This is a genomic window from Pseudomonas sp. B14(2017) (assembly GCF_002113255.1).
GTDB lineage: Bacteria > Pseudomonadota > Gammaproteobacteria > Pseudomonadales > Pseudomonadaceae > Aquipseudomonas > Aquipseudomonas putida_Z.
Genome location: NZ_NEJY01000007.1, coordinates 70,399 through 87,154 on the forward strand (window position 1 = coordinate 70,399; position 16,756 = coordinate 87,154).

The 16,756-nt window shown below is 59.1% G+C and carries 15 protein-coding genes; 14 read left to right on the plus strand and 1 reads right to left on the minus strand.

All coding sequences use genetic code 11. From position 1 onward, the window contains the following. The first annotated feature begins 249 nt into the window (after positions 1–249). Positions 250–5,115, plus strand: coding sequence for an NAD-glutamate dehydrogenase (locus CAG34_RS08790; RefSeq protein ID WP_085589292.1), 4,866 nt, complete (start codon positions 250–252; stop codon positions 5,113–5,115). A gap of 162 nt (positions 5,116–5,277) precedes the next feature. Here the strand turns inward: CAG34_RS08790 and CAG34_RS08795 are convergent, their stop codons facing one another. Beyond that, positions 5,278–6,096, minus strand: a complete 819-nt coding sequence (locus tag CAG34_RS08795) for a pyruvate, water dikinase regulatory protein (RefSeq protein WP_085589294.1) — start codon at positions 6,094–6,096, stop codon at positions 5,278–5,280. Between the two features lie 1,445 nt (positions 6,097–7,541). Here CAG34_RS08795 and CAG34_RS08800 point away from each other — a divergent pair. The 13 genes from CAG34_RS08800 (at position 7,542) to CAG34_RS08855 (ending at position 16,648) form a co-directional block, all read left to right on the plus strand. Beyond that, positions 7,542–7,949: a hypothetical protein gene (locus tag CAG34_RS08800; RefSeq protein WP_085589296.1), complete on the plus strand. Its 408-nt coding sequence runs from the start codon at positions 7,542–7,544 to the stop codon at positions 7,947–7,949. Continuing rightward, positions 7,946–8,236 carry a hypothetical protein gene (locus tag CAG34_RS08805; RefSeq protein WP_085589298.1) on the plus strand — a complete coding sequence of 97 codons (291 nt, stop codon included), beginning with the start codon at positions 7,946–7,948 and terminating at the stop codon, positions 8,234–8,236. Before CAG34_RS08800 ends, CAG34_RS08805 begins: the two co-directional genes overlap by 4 nt. Then, positions 8,233–8,388 (plus strand): hypothetical protein, encoded by a 156-nt coding sequence (locus CAG34_RS28965; RefSeq protein ID WP_178080875.1) that lies wholly within the window; start codon positions 8,233–8,235, stop codon positions 8,386–8,388. Before CAG34_RS08805 ends, CAG34_RS28965 begins: the two co-directional genes overlap by 4 nt. Positions 8,389–8,502: 114 nt before the next feature. Further along, a complete protein-coding gene (locus tag CAG34_RS08810; protein WP_143516433.1) occupies positions 8,503–8,721 on the plus strand; it encodes a hypothetical protein in 219 nt (72 codons plus the stop codon). 112 nt (positions 8,722–8,833) lie between these two features. Continuing rightward, on the plus strand, positions 8,834–9,451 hold the full coding sequence (locus tag CAG34_RS08815) for an antirestriction protein ArdA (RefSeq protein WP_085589302.1): 618 nt from the start codon (positions 8,834–8,836) through the stop codon (positions 9,449–9,451). Between the two features lie 141 nt (positions 9,452–9,592). After that, positions 9,593–10,114: a hypothetical protein gene (locus CAG34_RS08820; RefSeq protein WP_085589304.1), complete on the plus strand. Its 522-nt coding sequence runs from the start codon at positions 9,593–9,595 to the stop codon at positions 10,112–10,114. A 24-nt stretch (positions 10,115–10,138) separates the two neighbouring features. Continuing rightward, positions 10,139–10,867, plus strand: a complete 729-nt coding sequence (locus CAG34_RS08825; RefSeq protein WP_085589305.1) for a hypothetical protein — start codon at positions 10,139–10,141, stop codon at positions 10,865–10,867. 255 nt (positions 10,868–11,122) lie between these two features. Then, positions 11,123–11,368 (plus strand): hypothetical protein, encoded by a 246-nt coding sequence (locus tag CAG34_RS08830; RefSeq protein ID WP_085589307.1) that lies wholly within the window; start codon positions 11,123–11,125, stop codon positions 11,366–11,368. Between the two features lie 270 nt (positions 11,369–11,638). Further along, positions 11,639–14,296, plus strand: a complete 2,658-nt coding sequence (locus CAG34_RS08835) for a DNA-directed RNA polymerase (RefSeq protein WP_085589309.1) — start codon at positions 11,639–11,641, stop codon at positions 14,294–14,296. A gap of 186 nt (positions 14,297–14,482) precedes the next feature. After that, the gene (locus CAG34_RS08840; protein WP_085589311.1) at positions 14,483–14,794 is read left to right on the plus strand and encodes a hypothetical protein; all 312 of its coding nucleotides are present in this window, start codon (positions 14,483–14,485) and stop codon (positions 14,792–14,794) included. Then, the gene (locus CAG34_RS08845; RefSeq protein ID WP_085589313.1) at positions 14,794–15,873 is read left to right on the plus strand and encodes a hypothetical protein; all 1,080 of its coding nucleotides are present in this window, start codon (positions 14,794–14,796) and stop codon (positions 15,871–15,873) included. Before CAG34_RS08840 ends, CAG34_RS08845 begins: the two co-directional genes overlap by 1 nt. Positions 15,874–15,934: 61 nt before the next feature. After that, positions 15,935–16,273 (plus strand): hypothetical protein, encoded by a 339-nt coding sequence (locus CAG34_RS08850; RefSeq protein ID WP_085589315.1) that lies wholly within the window; start codon positions 15,935–15,937, stop codon positions 16,271–16,273. A 30-nt stretch (positions 16,274–16,303) separates the two neighbouring features. Then, complete coding sequence (locus CAG34_RS08855) at positions 16,304–16,648, plus strand: hypothetical protein (protein ID WP_085589317.1); 345 nt, start codon at positions 16,304–16,306, stop codon at positions 16,646–16,648. Positions 16,649–16,756 lie beyond the last annotated feature (108 nt).

Below are 16,756 nucleotides of genomic sequence, written 5' to 3' on the forward strand. Positions count from 1 at the left end.
GGAAGGGAATTCTGACAGTCTTGCCGACAGGCATAAACGTAAAGTTACCCCCCCTTGACCGAAATTGTCGCAGCGCTGCAAGCCTTGATGACCGATCAGTCGTTAAGCTTCGGCGAGCCCTGGGCGTGCCTGCGCACGTTCAACGCCTGGTTTTACCGTCCGCCTTGCCACGGGTTGGCTATCGTTGATCCGTACACGGCGCACGCAGCGACGCTTCAATTATTACAAAGCCCAAGCGGAGTACCACAGATGGCGTTCTTCACCGCAGCCAGCAAAGCCGACTTCCAGCATCAACTGCAAGCGGCCCTGGCGCAGCACATCAGCGAACAGTCCCTGCCACAAGTCGCGCTGTTCGCCGAGCAGTTCTTCGGCATCATCTCTCTGGACGAACTCACCCAACGCAGGCTTTCCGACCTGGCCGGCTGCACCCTGTCAGCCTGGCGCATCATCGAGCGTTTCGACCCCGAATACCCGCAAGTACGGGTGTACAACCCCGATTACGAACGCAATGGCTGGCAATCGACCCACAGCGTGGTCGAAGTGCTGCACCACGACCTGCCGTTCCTGGTCGACTCGGTACGCACCGAGCTCAACCGCCGCGGCTACAGCATCCACACCTTGCAGACCACCGTGCTCAGCGTGCGCCGCGGCGCCAAGGGCGAGCTGCTTGAACTGCTGCCCAAGGGCACCCAGGGCGAGGGCGTACGCCATGAGTCGCTGATGTACCTGGAGATCGACCGTTGCGCCAACGCCGCCGAGCTGACGGTCCTGGCCCGCGAGATCGAGCAGGTGCTGGCCGAGGTGCGGGTGGTGGTTGCCGACTTCGAACCGATGAAGGCCAAGCTGCGTGAAGTGGTGGCGGAGGTGGAGCAGACCGCCTTTGGCCCGGCGCAGCACGAAAAGGGCGAGGTGAAGGCTTTTCTCGAGTGGCTGCTGGACAACCACTTCACCTTCCTGGGCTATGAAGAATTCACCGTCAAGGGCGACGCCGATGGCGGCCAGATGGTCTACGACGAGCAGTCGTTCCTCGGCCTGCCGCGCCGCCTGCGCGTGGGCCTGACAAGCGACGAGCTGCGCATCGAAGACTATGCCGTGGCCTACCTCAACGAACCGTTGCTGCTGTCGTTCGCCAAGGCTGCGCTGCCAAGCCGCGTACACCGCCCGGCCTACCCGGACTACGTGTCGATCCGCCAGCTGGACGCCGATGGCAAGGTGATCAAGGAACACCGCTTCATGGGCCTGTACACCTCGTCGGTGTACGGCGAAAGCGTGCATGCCATCCCTTATATCCGGCAGAAGGTCACCGAAGTCGAGCGTCGCTCGGGCTTCGATCCCAAGGCCCACCTGGGCAAGGAACTGGCCCAGGTGCTGGAAGTGCTGCCGCGCGACGACCTGTTCCAGACCCCGGTCGACGAGCTGTTCAGCACCGTCATGTCGATCGTGCAGATCCAGGAACGCAACAAGATCCGCGTGTTCCTGCGCAAGGACCCGTACGGCCGCTTCTGCTACTGCCTGGCCTATGTACCGCGGGAAATCTACTCCACCGAAGTGCGGCAGAAGATCCAGCAGGTGCTGATGGAGCGCCTGAAGGCCAGCGACTGCGAGTTCTGGACCTTCTTCTCCGAATCGGTGCTGGCCCGTGTGCAGCTGATTCTGCGGGTAGACCCGAAAAACCGCATCGACATCGACCCGCAGCAGCTGGAACGCGAAGTGATCCAGGCCTGCCGCTCGTGGCATGACGACTACTCGGCACTGGTGATCGAGAACTTCGGCGAAGCCCAGGGCACCAACATCCTCGCCGACTTCCCCAAAGGTTTCCCGGCTGGCTACCGCGAGCGCTTCGCCGCGCACTCCGCGGTGGTCGACCTGCAGCACGTGCTGAACCTGTCGGAAAGCAAGCCGCTGGCGATGAGCTTCTACCAGCCGCTGACCCAGGTCGGCGAGCGCACCCTGCACTGCAAGCTGTACCACGCCGACACGCCACTGGCGCTGTCCGACGTGCTGCCGATCCTGGAGAACCTTGGCCTGCGCGTGCTCGGCGAGTTCCCGTACCGCCTGCGCCATGCCAGTGGCCGCGGCTACTGGATCCACGACTTCGCCTTCACCTACAGCGAAGGCCTGAGCCTGGACATCCAGCAGCTCAACGACACCCTGCAGGATGCCTTCATCCACATCGTCCGCGGCGATGCCGAGAACGACGCCTTCAACCGCCTGGTGCTGACCGCCGGCCTGCCATGGCGCGACGTGGCGCTGCTGCGCGCCTACGCCCGTTACCTGAAGCAGATTCGCCTGGGCTTCGACCTGGGCTACATCGCCAGCACCCTGAACAACCACACCGACATCGCCCGCGAGCTGACCCGGTTGTTCAAGACCCGCTTCTACCTGGCGCGCAAGCTCACCCAGGAAGATCTGGATGACAAGCAACTGCGCCTGGAGCAAGCCATCCTGACCGCGCTGGATGACGTGCAGGTGCTCAACGAAGACCGCATCCTGCGTCGCTACCTGGACCTGATCAAGGCCACCCTGCGCACCAACTTCTACCAGCCGGACGCCAACGGCCACAACAAGTCGTATTTCAGCTTCAAGTTCAACCCCAAGCTGATCCCCGAACTGCCTAAACCAGTGCCCAAGTTCGAGATCTTCGTCTACTCGCCACGGGTCGAAGGCGTGCACCTGCGCTTTGGCAACGTCGCCCGCGGCGGCCTGCGCTGGTCCGACCGCGAGGAAGACTTCCGCACCGAGGTGCTGGGCCTGGTGAAAGCCCAGCAGGTGAAGAACTCGGTCATCGTGCCGGTCGGTGCCAAGGGCGGCTTCCTGCCGCGCCGCCTGCCGCTGGGCGGCAGCCGTGACGAGATCGCCGCCGAAGGCGTGGCGTGCTACCGCATCTTCATTTCCGGCCTGCTCGACATCACCGACAACCTCAAGGACGGTGGCGTGGTACCGCCGGCCAACGTGGTGCGCCATGACGATGACGACCCGTACCTGGTGGTGGCGGCCGACAAGGGCACCGCAACCTTCTCGGACATCGCCAACGGCATCGCCATCGACTACGGCTTCTGGCTGGGCGACGCCTTCGCCTCGGGCGGCTCGGCCGGTTACGACCACAAGAAGATGGGTATTACCGCGCGCGGCGCCTGGGTGGGCGTGCAGCGCCACTTCCGCGAGCGCGGCATCAATGTGCAGGAAGACCCGATCACCGTCATTGGCGTCGGCGACATGGCCGGCGACGTGTTCGGCAACGGCCTGCTGATGTCCGACAAGCTGCAACTGGTGGCGGCGTTCAACCACCTGCACATCTTCATCGACCCGAACCCGGAGCCGGCCGCAAGCTTTGCCGAACGCAAGCGCCTGTTCGACCTGCCGCGCTCGGCCTGGAGCGACTACGACACCAGCATCATGTCCGAAGGCGGCGGGATCTTCCCGCGCAGTGCCAAGAGCATCGCCATCAGCCCGCAGATGAAAGAGCGCTTCGCCATCGAAGCCGACCGCCTGACCCCGACCGAGCTGCTCAATGCGCTGCTCAAGGCACCGGTAGACCTGCTGTGGAACGGTGGCATCGGTACCTACGTCAAGGCCAGCACCGAGAGCCACGCCGACGTCGGTGACAAGGCCAACGACGCGCTGCGGGTCAATGGCAATGAACTGCGCTGCAAGGTGGTGGGCGAGGGCGGCAACCTGGGCATGACCCAGCTTGGCCGGGTCGAGTTCGGCCTGCATGGCGGCGCCACCAACACCGACTTCATCGACAACGCCGGCGGCGTGGACTGCTCCGACCACGAGGTCAACATCAAGATCCTGCTCAACGAAGTGGTGCAGGGTGGCGACATGACCGAGAAGCAGCGCAACCAGCTGCTGGGCAGCATGACCGACGAAGTGGCCGGCCTGGTGCTGGGCAATAACTACAAGCAGACCCAGGCGTTGTCGCTGGCGGCCCGCCGTGCCCGCGAGCGGATTGCCGAGTACAAGCGCCTGATGGCCGACCTGGAAGCCCGTGGCAAGCTGGACCGTGCCATCGAGTTCCTGCCGTCCGAAGAGCAGTTGGCCGAGCGCCTGGCCGCCGGCCAGGGCCTGACCCGCGCCGAGCTTTCGGTGCTGATCTCGTACAGCAAGATCGACCTCAAGGAACAGCTGCTCAAGTCGCTGGTGCCGGACGACGACTACCTGACCCGCGACATGGAAACCGCCTTCCCGCCGTCGCTGGTCAGCAAATTCGCCGAGTCCATGCGCCGCCACCGCCTGAAGCGCGAAATCGTCAGCACCCAGATCGCCAACGACCTGGTCAACAACATGGGCATCACCTTCGTCCAGCGCCTGAAGGAGTCGACCGGCATGAGCCCGGCCAACGTGGCCGGGGCCTATGTGATCGTGCGCGACATCTTCCACCTGCCGCACTGGTTCCGCCAGATCGAGGCACTCGACTACCAGGTGCCGGCGGAAATCCAGCTGACCCTGATGGACGAGCTGATGCGCCTGGGCCGCCGTGCCACCCGCTGGTTCCTGCGCAGCCGCCGCAACGAGCAGGACGCCGGGCGCGACACCGCGCACTTCGGGCCGAAGATCGCGCAACTGGGGCTCAAGCTCGACGAGTTGCTCGAAGGCCCGACCCGCGAGCGCTGGATGGTGCGCTACCAGGGCTTCGTCGAGGCTGGTGTGCCGGAGTTGCTGGCGCGCATGGTGGCTGGCACTACCCACCTGTACACCCTGTTGCCGATCATCGAGGCCTCGGATGTTACCGGCCATGACCCGGCGCAGGTGGCCAAGGCGTTCTTCGCCGTGGGCAGCGCACTGGACCTGACCTGGTACCTGCAGGAAATCAGCAACCTGCCGGTGGAGAACAACTGGCAGGCGCTGGCCCGCGAGGCGTTCCGCGACGACATCGACCTGCAGCAGCGGGCGATCACCATTTCGGTACTGCAGATGGCCGATGCGCCGGAAGACATGGACGCCCGCGTGGCGCTGTGGGCCGAGCAGCACCGGGTGATGGTGGAGCGCTGGCGCGCCATGCTGGATGACCTGCGCAATGCCACCGGTACCGACTATGCGATGTACGCGGTAGCCAACCGCGAGCTGGTCGACCTGGCCATGAGCGGGCAGGCGGCAGTGGTGCCGTCCTGAGCCATGAGCTGAAATGAAAAGCCCCGGCAGTGATGCCGGGGCTTTTTTATTCCTGTGCTGGCCCTTTCGCGGGTGAACCCGCTCCCACAGGGATATCACAAGACTTGAGTGTAGTGAGGTCCCTGTGGGAGCGGGCGTGCCCGCGAAGAGGCCGGTACAGGCTTACTTGAACCTGCGCTCCACCCCTTTTTCCACCAGAATCTTCGCCGAAATCTCCTCCACCGAAAAATGCGTGGAATTGATGTTGGGAATGTTTTCCCGGCGGAACAGGTTTTCCACCTCGCGCACTTCGAACTCGCACTGGGCAAAGCTGGAATAGCGGCTGTTGGGCTTGCGCTCGTGGCGGATGGCGGTGAGGCGGTCGGGGTCGATGGTCAGGCCGAACAGCTTGTTGTGGTGCTTTTTCAGCACCGGCGGCAGCTGCAGGCGCTCCATGTCGTCCTCGGTCAGCGGGTAGTTGGCGGCGCGGATGCCGAACTGCATGGCCATGTACAGGCAGGTGGGGGTCTTGCCGCAGCGCGATACGCCTACCAGGATCAGGTCGGCCTTGTCGTAGTAGTGGGTGCGCGCGCCATCGTCGTTGTCCAGGGCGAAATTCACCGCCTCGATGCGTTCCATGTAGTTGGAATTGCCGCCGATCGAGTGCGACTTGCCGACGGAATACGACGAATGGGCAGTCAATTCTTGTTCAAGCGGGGACAAAAACGAAGAAAAGATGTCGATCATGAAGCCATTCGAGGTAGCCAGGATCTCACGGATGTCCTGATTGACGATGGTGTCGAAGATGATCGGGCGTACACCATCGCGCTCGGCCGCGGCGTTGATCTGCTGGACCATGGTCCGCGCCTTTTCCGGCGAATCGATGTAGGGACGGGTGAATTTATTGAACGGAATGCTCTCGAATTGAGCGAGCAGACTCTGGCCCAGGGTTTCGGCAGTGATGCCGGTGCCGTCGGAGATGAAGAACGCGGTTCGTTTCATTTGCGATCTGGGCCTTAAGCTGATGACGTTTCTTGGATATGATAAGTTCGGTTTGCCGAATGCGGCTGTCGGCATTCTCACTTATTTTCCAGGTACAGGCCACAAGCGTCCGGCCAAGTCAACGAAGGCAGGCGGGCGCCCTTGAGCTTTTCCAATACAGTTAGTGGAGAGATCACCTTGTACTCTCCAGTATCAGCGCAGGGCCTTATTATATAGGGTCATAGGATGATGGTGCAAGGTAATTGTGACATGATTCTAACATCCTTCTAACACCTCTCGACGCACGCCTAAGTGGTTCGTTGGCACTCCACCACTTAGGCCAGCTGTGCGCCACTCTCAGCCCTCCTCAGAAGCGATAGGTCACCTTAGGTAGTCTCGCCTTGGTGAAGCCGTAGGTCGTCGCTACGAGGCTTCCGGAGGCCATAGGAGCCTTTAAGAATCTGAGAGAAAAATCTGAGAGGTCACCTCATACACACGCATACGCACACACCCCCGCATGGGGTCCTTATCGTGCGCACACGGTGGGGTCCTTATGGCCTCCCTCGGCCCTCCTCAGGACTCATCAGGTAGCCTACAGGCCCCGGAAACACTGGGGTTCTAACAGTTCTAACACTGGGTAGACCTTGGGGAACTCTCAGTGTGACGCCTGGGATCATAGGGATGACCTATCGAGTGGTAATTGGTCATTGAGTTGGCCTATTGATCTTCGTGTGTCCTCGTGTCCCTATCTGTATGACCCTCTAAGCCTCCTCAGGACTCATCAGACCGTCCCTACGCCTCTACAGGCGCACGACCATAGGATGACCACGGGATGACATCAGGACATCATTAGGACCTCTCACACCTCATTAGGTGCGCTCTCAGACGCCTACAGACCACGGCCAGTAAGGCTTACAGGCTCATTAGGTCCGATCAAAGGATGACGAAAGGAAAATATCTTCGATCATACTATTGACGTAGGATGAGAATTCTATATCATGGCAACCACACAGCGGCACTGAGCCACTGAGCAACACCAGATTCAACGCTCTTTAACAATCAATACCGATGCCGTGATAAGCATCATCCTACAAGCAACATCGCTTAGAGCCTCACAGGGCCTTGGCGCTGGGTCTTCGGACCACTACAGCGCTGACATACTGCGAAGCCGACAGAGCAGCCCATAAGACCGTCAGGCGGGGCCGCAGCGAATCAGAAAGTATCACCGTAGGATGAACGCTTGACACACTACAGCAAATCGGTATGATGAGCGCCAAGAAACACAGAAACACTCACGCTACAGACAGAAGCGAATAGCTTCGCCGCTCTTTAACAATTCGGATTAGCAACACAATGCAACGTAAAGATGAAGCATTAGGTGCTGCGCTCTTGGGCCTGAACAGAGGTCATGGGTAGGGACTGAGAGCGCAGCCCAATGAGTTCAACGGAAACGGAGCAACACGTAAATGACAACGCTAAGCATCACCACGGAGAAGGCGAGAAGATTCACTGCCGGATACCTTGAAGCGGCCCTGTGGTCATCCTCCGACACGCATCCCGAGAACGGTGAGCATGTGAGCCTGGACGACTACGAATGGGCAGACGGTGAGGCCGACAAAGCCTGCGCAGACATTGAGAGCTTCATGGCGTACGCCGCTGAGGATCTTGAGGAGTACGCACAGAGAAGACAGTGCCCGAATGAGGACGCATGGGAATGCGCAGGGCATGACTTCTGGCTGACACGCAATGGTCACGGAGTTGGCTACTGGGATCGAGGCTTAGGCGAACTGGGCGACCGGCTCAGCGCAGCCGCTAAGACCTTCGGGTGTGTGGATCTTTACTTGGGTGATAACGAAGAGGTGTACGCAGCATGAAACTGAAACTGAAAGAACTCAAAGCGGCTGACCTGAGAAGACTGGCGGCACAAGGCAAGGATCCAGCGGCACCAGCGGTCAACGCTAAGCAGTCGAGCTACTGGGCAGCACAGCGGGTACACGTAGAGCACAAGGGCTGTGCGTTCGCTGTAGGGCACTGGAACGACTGGCAGGGCGACTTCTGGATGGTCGAGGAGGCGACAGGAATGATCTTCCGTGGCTCGCTGACCTACATCAAGGAACTCATCCAGATCTGCACTATGTGCCAGCTTGAGGACGCAGCATGACGTACTCAGAAAGCTGGCCGGAAGAGGTCACAAAGCGCGAAGCACTGCGCGAGTTGAGAAGACACAGCGCCGATCTGACTGAGTTCTATGCGGACGTAGGCGACAAAGAGGTCTACACGAGTGACGAAGTGCTCGGCTGGCTGGGCTACTGATTCACCTCCAGGGCAACAACGCTAAACATCAACGACAACTGAAACGGGAATAACACAATGTGCTTCACAATAAACAAAGCTCAGCAACAGTACGCACCTCAGGAAGAACACGGTTTGGCCTACAGCGAAGCCTGTGAGGTGGCGAGAAGACTCAACGCAGGGGAACGCATCAAGCGCTACCTGCCAGCCATGGGCAACACCGGATGGTTCGCCATCGACTCAACCTCTCCGATCTGGCACGACATGAACGACATCGAGCTTGCCCGGATCGCTGTAAGAAGATGGGAGCTTGCACCGCGCCGCCCTCGAAAGTTTGAGATGCCAGCCTCCTAAAGAGTGCGCCAAGTCGAGCCTACAGCTAAATGTCCGTAGGCTCCGCTGGGTACACTTTCCCACTCTGATAGTAACACAACGCCAAAGCCAATAGAAACGGAAACGACAAATCATGAAAATGTATGCTGCCTGCCTCGCCTCCTACAACAACGGTCGTCATCACGGTGAGTGGTTCGACCTGACCGCCTACGATGACGCTGAGGAGCTTCAAGCGGACATCGCAAGACAGGTCCTCGTGACCTCCAAGTTCCCTAACGTCTTCGTTGAGTGCCCTTGCTGCGAAGGTTCCGGGGCGATCACCGAAGGTGGCTTCAAGCTGGACGACTGCGGGCAGTGCCTCGGTCGCGGTACGGTGCCAAGCTCCGAGGAGTGGGCAGCACACGACTACGACGGTGAGGGCCTGAACCAGTTCGGCGAGTACCCGAACCTTGAGAAGCTCTTGGAACACGTCCGGTTGGTCGAGGAGCACGGTGACGCATGGCTGGCCTATGTCGAGTGGATCGGCGAGAACAACGCCAGCGAAGAGAACTTCGAGGATTGCCACCTGGGCGACTGTGAGAACGCTGAGGCGTACTTCACGGAGCAACTCGAAGAGTCCGGCGAACTTCGCGAGATCCCTCAGCATCTGCGTGGTTACTTCGATTTCGCAGGGTATGCACGGGATCAGGAACTGAACGGTCACTATGTGTTCGTAGAGTACGGTGGTACTACCTACGTCTTCACGAACTAAGCATCACAAGCACACAATCATCGTATTGACGTATAGTATCAAGCTGGGACTGACTTAGGCTTAACGGTCTGATGATGTCTCAGCGCCATCAGGAGGCGACCCACTCACATACACACATCGAAGAACTCAAGGAGAGTTATCGTGCCAGCATTCCCTTACCCGTTCGCCGGGACCCTCGAAGAACTCATAGAGATTCAAGAGCAGATCCCGATTGATCCGGATGTCCCGTTCGCTGAGGAGTACCGAGCGATCTACCGGGACACCAACGGCCAGCCGTGGGGCGAGAAGACCTCAGACCGCTCGAAGCTCGCTGTTCGCTTGTGGTTCGCCGGGTGGCCTCGACAGGGCCTCATAGACCTCGGACTCGAACCGAAGCACGTCGAGAACTTCCGCAGTAAACACAGGCTGACTACTGGGGTGCGAGGCAGGAAATTCGTTAGGAAGCCAAGCGCCAGCCGCTCGGACGTCATACTAAATGCCAATAGCGGCGGAAGTGTGATCGCTTCGACACTCGCCGAGATCCGCAGTAATACGACTTTCGTACAAGGCGAGATTGAGCGGCTGCGCCGGGAGCTTGAGATTCGCGAGGGCGAACTTGAGCAGCTGCAACGCATGTACAACGCGGTTAGCCCTCAGGCGCACGAGGAGGGCACCGAGCAATAGCAATGGAAACAGAAAGGAGCACCAATGCACGTTCTAACGAGAGCAGCCGTAGCGATTCCCGCTCTTGATAAGTATCACCCGGACCTCTTGCCTCACCTGGACACCTACAAGGTCCTCGGCGATCTCGCGCAGGAACGCAACGGCCTCAACCATACCGACTTCCGCCCGGTGCGTAAGGAGTGGTGTGATGCCCTCAGTGCCATCAAGGAATACGGCCCGACTCGCGGTGGCGTCCCGTTTACCTCAGGCGTCTACTCGATCCCGTTCCTGCATCCGAAGTACTGCGACGACCTGCTGACAGAGATCGCGGCGATGAGCTTCGCGGTCAATGAGGACGAAGAGGCCGAGGTGCAGATTCCCGAGATCACCCTTGCCGACAACTGCCCAAGCCTGCATAGCTGCCTTCACGGCCTGTTCAACAAGGCGGTTAATCCCCTCACTCAAGTTCTCTACCAGCTTGAACAAGAGCGGATGTCGAGCATTCAGTTCGCTCAGTATCGCCCGGACAACACAGCGAAAGGCCACTGGCACCACGACCGGGACTCGGACATTACGCTGGTGGTGGCCTTGAGTGACTTCCACAAGGGCGGCGGGACACTGGTCAAGCCCCAAGGCTTAGGCGAACCCTTCGAGGTCCCGCAGCTGCCAGTCGGCCACGGGATGCTGTTTCAAGGGTCGCGAACGCTGCACATGGGCCTCCCGGTGACGGAAGGCGCACGGAACCTCTTAGTCTTCTGGTCCGAGATCAAATAGGCCCAGTTCTTCGTCCTGACGAGCCATCTCAGCCTTGACCGCTGCCATCGCTTCCAGACCCTTAGGGCCGAGCGGTGGGTGCGGCTGGCCTCGCTCAACCGTGAAGGCCGCAAGGCTCCCGAGGTCGGCGTAGGAGTGGTTCTGTTCGTCTCGAATCATCTTGTACCTAAAGTTTTCGGTTAATCATCACACGGCCTCGCGGCCAAACGATAGGATAGACCGAGATCCCTTATCGCGCAAACCAAAGGAGCCACCTTGCCGACCCAACACCAGATCAAAAGCATCAAGTTCTACGCCCGGATCCCTCAGCAGGACGGGACATTCGAGGTCAAACCGATGTTCTTCTCGGTCCCTGCGTGGACTGGAGGCACCGCGCCTGAGTTGTACGTGACGTGGTACGAGCAGTTCTTCGTGATCCGTCAGGGCAGTGCCGCAGGCGAATTCAAGCAGTACCTGTACAAGCTCGAAGACATCAACGGTCGCATCGAAGTGGCCGAGTAACACCCTCCCGCACCAGAAACCCTCACACGTAGTGACCGCCTGACAACTCTGTCGAGCGGCTCGCTGCTGCCTGCCGAAAGTGCTCGATTCTCAAAAGTCCTCACACGTAGTGACGAAGTGAGTCGGAGGGATCTTTAAGATTCTTATAGTTCTTCAATAGATTCTTATAATAATAATAATCTTAATAACTCTAATAATAACTACATAGATCTAACAGGTAGTACTTAAAGACCAAAAGAGAATAGAACAGAAATAGGGAATCAACGCCGAATGCAAGTCGTACCCGAAAGACACAATTTCGATGACGTAAAAGAGTCGCCCGAGGCATTCACACTGCTCTCGCGGTTATTCGGTGAAACAATGGCCGCTGAACAATTGCGGCTTGAACACGAGGCGTATGTACTCGGGGAGGAACGCTACCGGGAGTCATTGGAAGAGGCCGCGAAGAACGGAGAGTACGCCGATACCCTCGGTGTCCGTAACGTGGTCGCTGCGCTCATCCCGCAGATCGCTCAGGCTCATGTGGACTGGCTCAAGGCGCAAGAGAAGGTTCGCCGAAAGAACGTGGCAATCGACATCTTCCGCAAGTTGCCGCCTGAGATGGCCGCGACGATCCTGCTCAAACGGCTCATCTCGCTGCTCGCGGCGATCAAGCCCGAGGAACTCACGATTCAGATGGTCGCCATCCGGATCGGGAAGTCTGTCGAGGAGGAGATGCGCTACGGTCGGATCCGCGACGAAGAGGCCAAGAAGTTCAAACGGTTCATTGAGCCGAACTTGGCGAAGCGCCACGGACACACCTACAAGATGCAATACATGCAGGCTGTCGAGGCTTCCATGCTCGAACAGGGCGAGTTGTCTTCGCACTGGGCACAGTGGGAGCGCGACGAGAAGAACTTCGAGAACGACATGCGGTTTCAGGTCGGTTTCCAACTGCTGCACTACGCAGCCGCTGCGCAACTCATCGTGATCGAGCGGGTAGGCGCTGGGAACAAGAAGGACGATAAGCAAATCATTGTCGTTCATGACCAGTTCGCCGCGATGATCAATGACCGGAACTTCTCGCTCGCTGAGGCTCACCCGCTGTATCAACCGTGTGTCGTCCCGCCGAAGCGCTGGACGGGCGTTCGTGGTGGTGGGTACTGGGCTCGTGGTCGTCGTCCTCAGACGTTGATCAAGGTACGCAATCGCAAAGCCCTGGAGCGTTACCGGGATGTCCATATGCCCGAGGTCTACAAGGCGCTCAACATCGCCCAAGAGACTGCATGGCGGATCAACCCGAAGACACTCGAAGTCGCTAATGCGCTGTTCGATTGGCAGCACGTAGACCTCGACGGGTTTCCTGGCAAGGCCAAGGAAGAGTCGCCAGCGAAGTACGAGGGTGACGACGAAGAGGGCCTCAAGGCCAACAAGCGCGTTCTCAAGGACTACCATCGCCGGGTCCGCTCGTGGAAGGCCAAGCGCAACAGCCTGACGTTCACGCTCAACCAAGCCAACAAGTTCGCCGGGTACGCTGCCATCTGGTTCCCGTACACGATGGATTGGCGCGGTCGGGTCTACCCGGTCCCTTCGTTCAACCCGCAGGGCACCGACCTCACGAAAGGCTTGCTCATGGCATCCGAGGGCGCACCTATCGGGGCCGAAGGCATCGAGTGGCTCATGGTCCACGGGGCGAACACCGCAGGACATGACAAGGTTCCTTTCGATCAACGCAAACAATGGGTGATGGACAATGAAGAACTCATCCTCTCGGTCGCCAATGACCCGCTACAGGACACAAGATGGCAGCAGATGGATTCACCGTTCTGCTTCCTTGCCTTCTGCTTTGAGTGGGCTGGAGTGGTTGAACATGGTGAGCAATGGGTTTCCGCCCTTCCGATTGCGTTCGACGGTAGCTGTTCTGGCATTCAGCATTTCTCGGCAATGCTTCGAGATGAACGTGGGGGCCGCGCCGTTAACCTCGTGCCTTCCGCCGAAGTACAGGACATTTACCGATTGGTGGCCGAAGCAGTCGTTAAGCGGCTTCTCGCCGACCGGGCGGATGGTACGGACACAACCCGAGATACCGAAGTTGATAAAAAGACCGGTGAGATTCGGGACGTGCTCAAGCTCGGAACCCGAGATCTGGCAGAAGGTTGGCTCGCTTTTAAGGTTGATCGGAAGGTAACGAAGCGCTGCGTGATGACCCTGCCGTATGGCTCCGAGGTCTACGGCTTCGGCGACCAGATCCTCAAGGACACCGTGCGTCCCTCAATCGAGGCAGGCAAGGGCAGCATGTTCGAGGTCGATCCTCAGCTGTTCGCCCGGTATCTGGCGGGGCACATTTACGCTTCCATGGGTTCGGTCGTCCGGGCCTCTGTAAGCGCAATGGGCTGGCTCAAGGCTGCTGCGAAGCTCCTCGCCGCTGAGGTGAAGGACAAGAAGACCGGCGACATCCTCAAGCCTCGTATGGCCGTCCACTGGACGACACCAGACGGCTTCCCGGTGTGGCAGGAATACTTCGTCCCTGTGAAGAGACGGGTAGACCTCATGTTCCACGGGCAGCAGCGCATTCAGGCTACCGTGATCGTCAAGGACTCCAGCGACATCGACGGGCGCAAGATGGAGTCGAGTATCAGCCCTAACTTCGTTCACTCGATGGACGGAAGTCACCTGAGAAAGACTGTCGTTCATTCCCACGATGTTTACGGGGTGAAGTTCTTCGCATTGATTCATGACTCTTTCGGCACCATCCCGGCTCACGCAGGGTTCATGTTCCGGGCAGTCAGAGAAACGATGGTCGAGACGTACGAGAACAACAACGTACTTCAAGACTTCGCCGACCAGTTCATTGAGCAGCTGGACGAATCGCAGGAACTCCCGCCGATCCCTGAGATGGGAACTCTCGACATCCGCCAGATCCTTGAGTCGGACTTCGCGTTCGCCTGAGGCCACCACAAAAAACCTCACTTGTAGTTACGAAATCCATCAACTGCAAATGAGGTATCCCACGATGCAAGGCCAACCCGTTCAACGTCTCAACAAGTCCACTCGCAACCGTTCCCCCGAGGATCTCGAAGCGTTCCGCCAGCGTAAGGGCAAGCGCAACAAGACCACTCGAGAGGAGCGCCACGAATGGGCTTCCTGAGTTGGAAGCGTGAACCCGAAATCCCTGCACCAATAGTCGGCACTCGGCCCTTTGCGATCTCGTATTGGGCTGAGTTCTGCCAGATGCGCAGACAGTGGACCGTGCGTGCCTCGCTGCACTCATTGGCGCTCGTCATCGACCGCATCGACTTCGACCAAAGGCTGCACTACGAGGACCTCAAGTTACTCGTTGAATACCTCGGCTGTCCGGCACTCGCCAGCACGGCCCTAAAGGACATCCCGACGATCTCCTATGACATCGCAATCCAGACCATCGAATTCATAAAGGAAGCTAAGTAATGGCAGTCAAGCCTGTGATTCTGAACACCAAGCCAGCAGGTCCAGTGGACTTCTCCGAGAACGCTGTTCGCAAAGTCTTCGCGACTACCGGATGGGTCATCGCAGACACCAAAGAGGACGGCGTACAGCTGAACCTTGCGGTCGATAACAGCCCCGAGATCCATGTGGACTTCCTGAGCCGTGCCGGTAAGCACCTGCCGGGCCTGCAAGCCGCATACACCCGCTGCGCCGATACCCTGTTCGCCCAGCTGCTGCACGATGACCAGATGATCTACCCGCAGGGCTTCATGCTCCAGGGCGAGATTGTGATGCCCGGTCAACCCGCCGAAGTGACTGCCGGTTACCTCCAGCGCATCAAGGCCGACCCGAAGAAGGGTGAGCGCCTGCTCGAACTCGACGACATCGAAGTGCATGTCTTCGGCGTGGCTCCTCTCGACAAGATCCGCTCCGGTGAGGACCTCGAAGTCACTCACGGGATCATGAAGTACCACACCGAACTGATGGTTGCCCTACTCAAGAAGCACGTTCCGCAGATCAAGTGGGTGGTCATGGAGTCGCTCGATGTCTTCTCGTACGAGGAGCTTGAGGGCCTGTTCCAGAAGCGCCGCGAGGAAGGCAAGGAAGGCTTGGTCGTCAAGGATCCGAACGCCACTTGGCGCCGAGGCAAGAAGGTCGGCCAATGGAAGATGAAGCCAGATGACACCATCGACGGGACCGTGAGCGGCCTCGTGTGGGGCACCGAGGGCCTCGCCAACGAAGGCAAGGTGATCGGCTTCGAGGTGACCTTGGAAGATGGGTTCGTGGTGAACGCCTGTGGACTCACTGAGGACCAGAAGGCCGAGTTCACCAATGCCGTCTACATGGCCGCTAAGGCTAAGTTCCTCGGTGACGGCGGGTTCCTCTACCAGAACGCCGAAGGCTACGCCAACCGGATCTGCCCGAAGTACGCCAACGACTGCAACCCGTTCAAGGGCTGGAGCGCTGAGGTGGTCTTCATGGAGCGCTTCGAGGACGGCTCATTGCGTCACCCGAGCTTCTCCCGGTTCCGTGGTATCAGCGATCCGATGGTGAAAGAGTGATGGAAACTCTACTCATCGTCCTCATCGTTGTTATCATACTGTCCTGATCTGGAGACACCCTATGGTTATGACTGCTGTTCACATCGCAACCACGGCTGCACTCATTGGTGCCATGAACGCCAGCAACGCGACTCACTCGGTGGCCTCCGGGCCTCCGGGTCCACATGACGCACAGATCACCGCAGCGGTCTTCCTGACCCTCGTGTGGCTCTGCATATGGGCCTACTGCGCCCTGACCCGGTACGACGACAATATGTCCTACTGGAGCACCACGAGCCGCGAGTGGGCCTACCGTAAGCGCTTCTGGTTCAAGACCGGGATTCACCGAGTATCACAGGCGCTCGCCGGGGTGTCTCTGGTGGTCCTCGTTGTCGCCGCGATCATCACCCTGATACACTAAGCTCACCCTGTACCTGTAGGATCAAGCATCATGAATCGCCTTATCACCCTGCCGCTCGTCATCATCGCATCTCCCTTCATCATCGTGTGGACGCTCCTCAAGTGCGTGCTCGGGCTGGACGATGACGTTAAGCGCTGGAAGGCGATTGAGGAGATCTGCAAGCACGCCGGAACCGTCTACAGCCCGTCCCCTGAGACTCGCAAGTGGTTCCGTGAGGCGCTGGAGATTTTCTTGAACGAGGACCATCCGGCACACCGCCACTACGTCCACCGCTACCCGTACGGTCACCTCGTGTGGGAGTACGTCGAGGAGTTCAGCCGGCACCGCCACCAGCGGTTCCTTGAGTCTCTGGAGCGCAGCGCTAAAGCATCGTGATCTGCTGATCCCTACCTGACCTCACATGGCCGCCTTCGGGCGGCTTTGTCGTTTCTGTCGTCCGTAAAAATCCTCACCCGTAGTACCACAACATCCACCTGCCAAGGA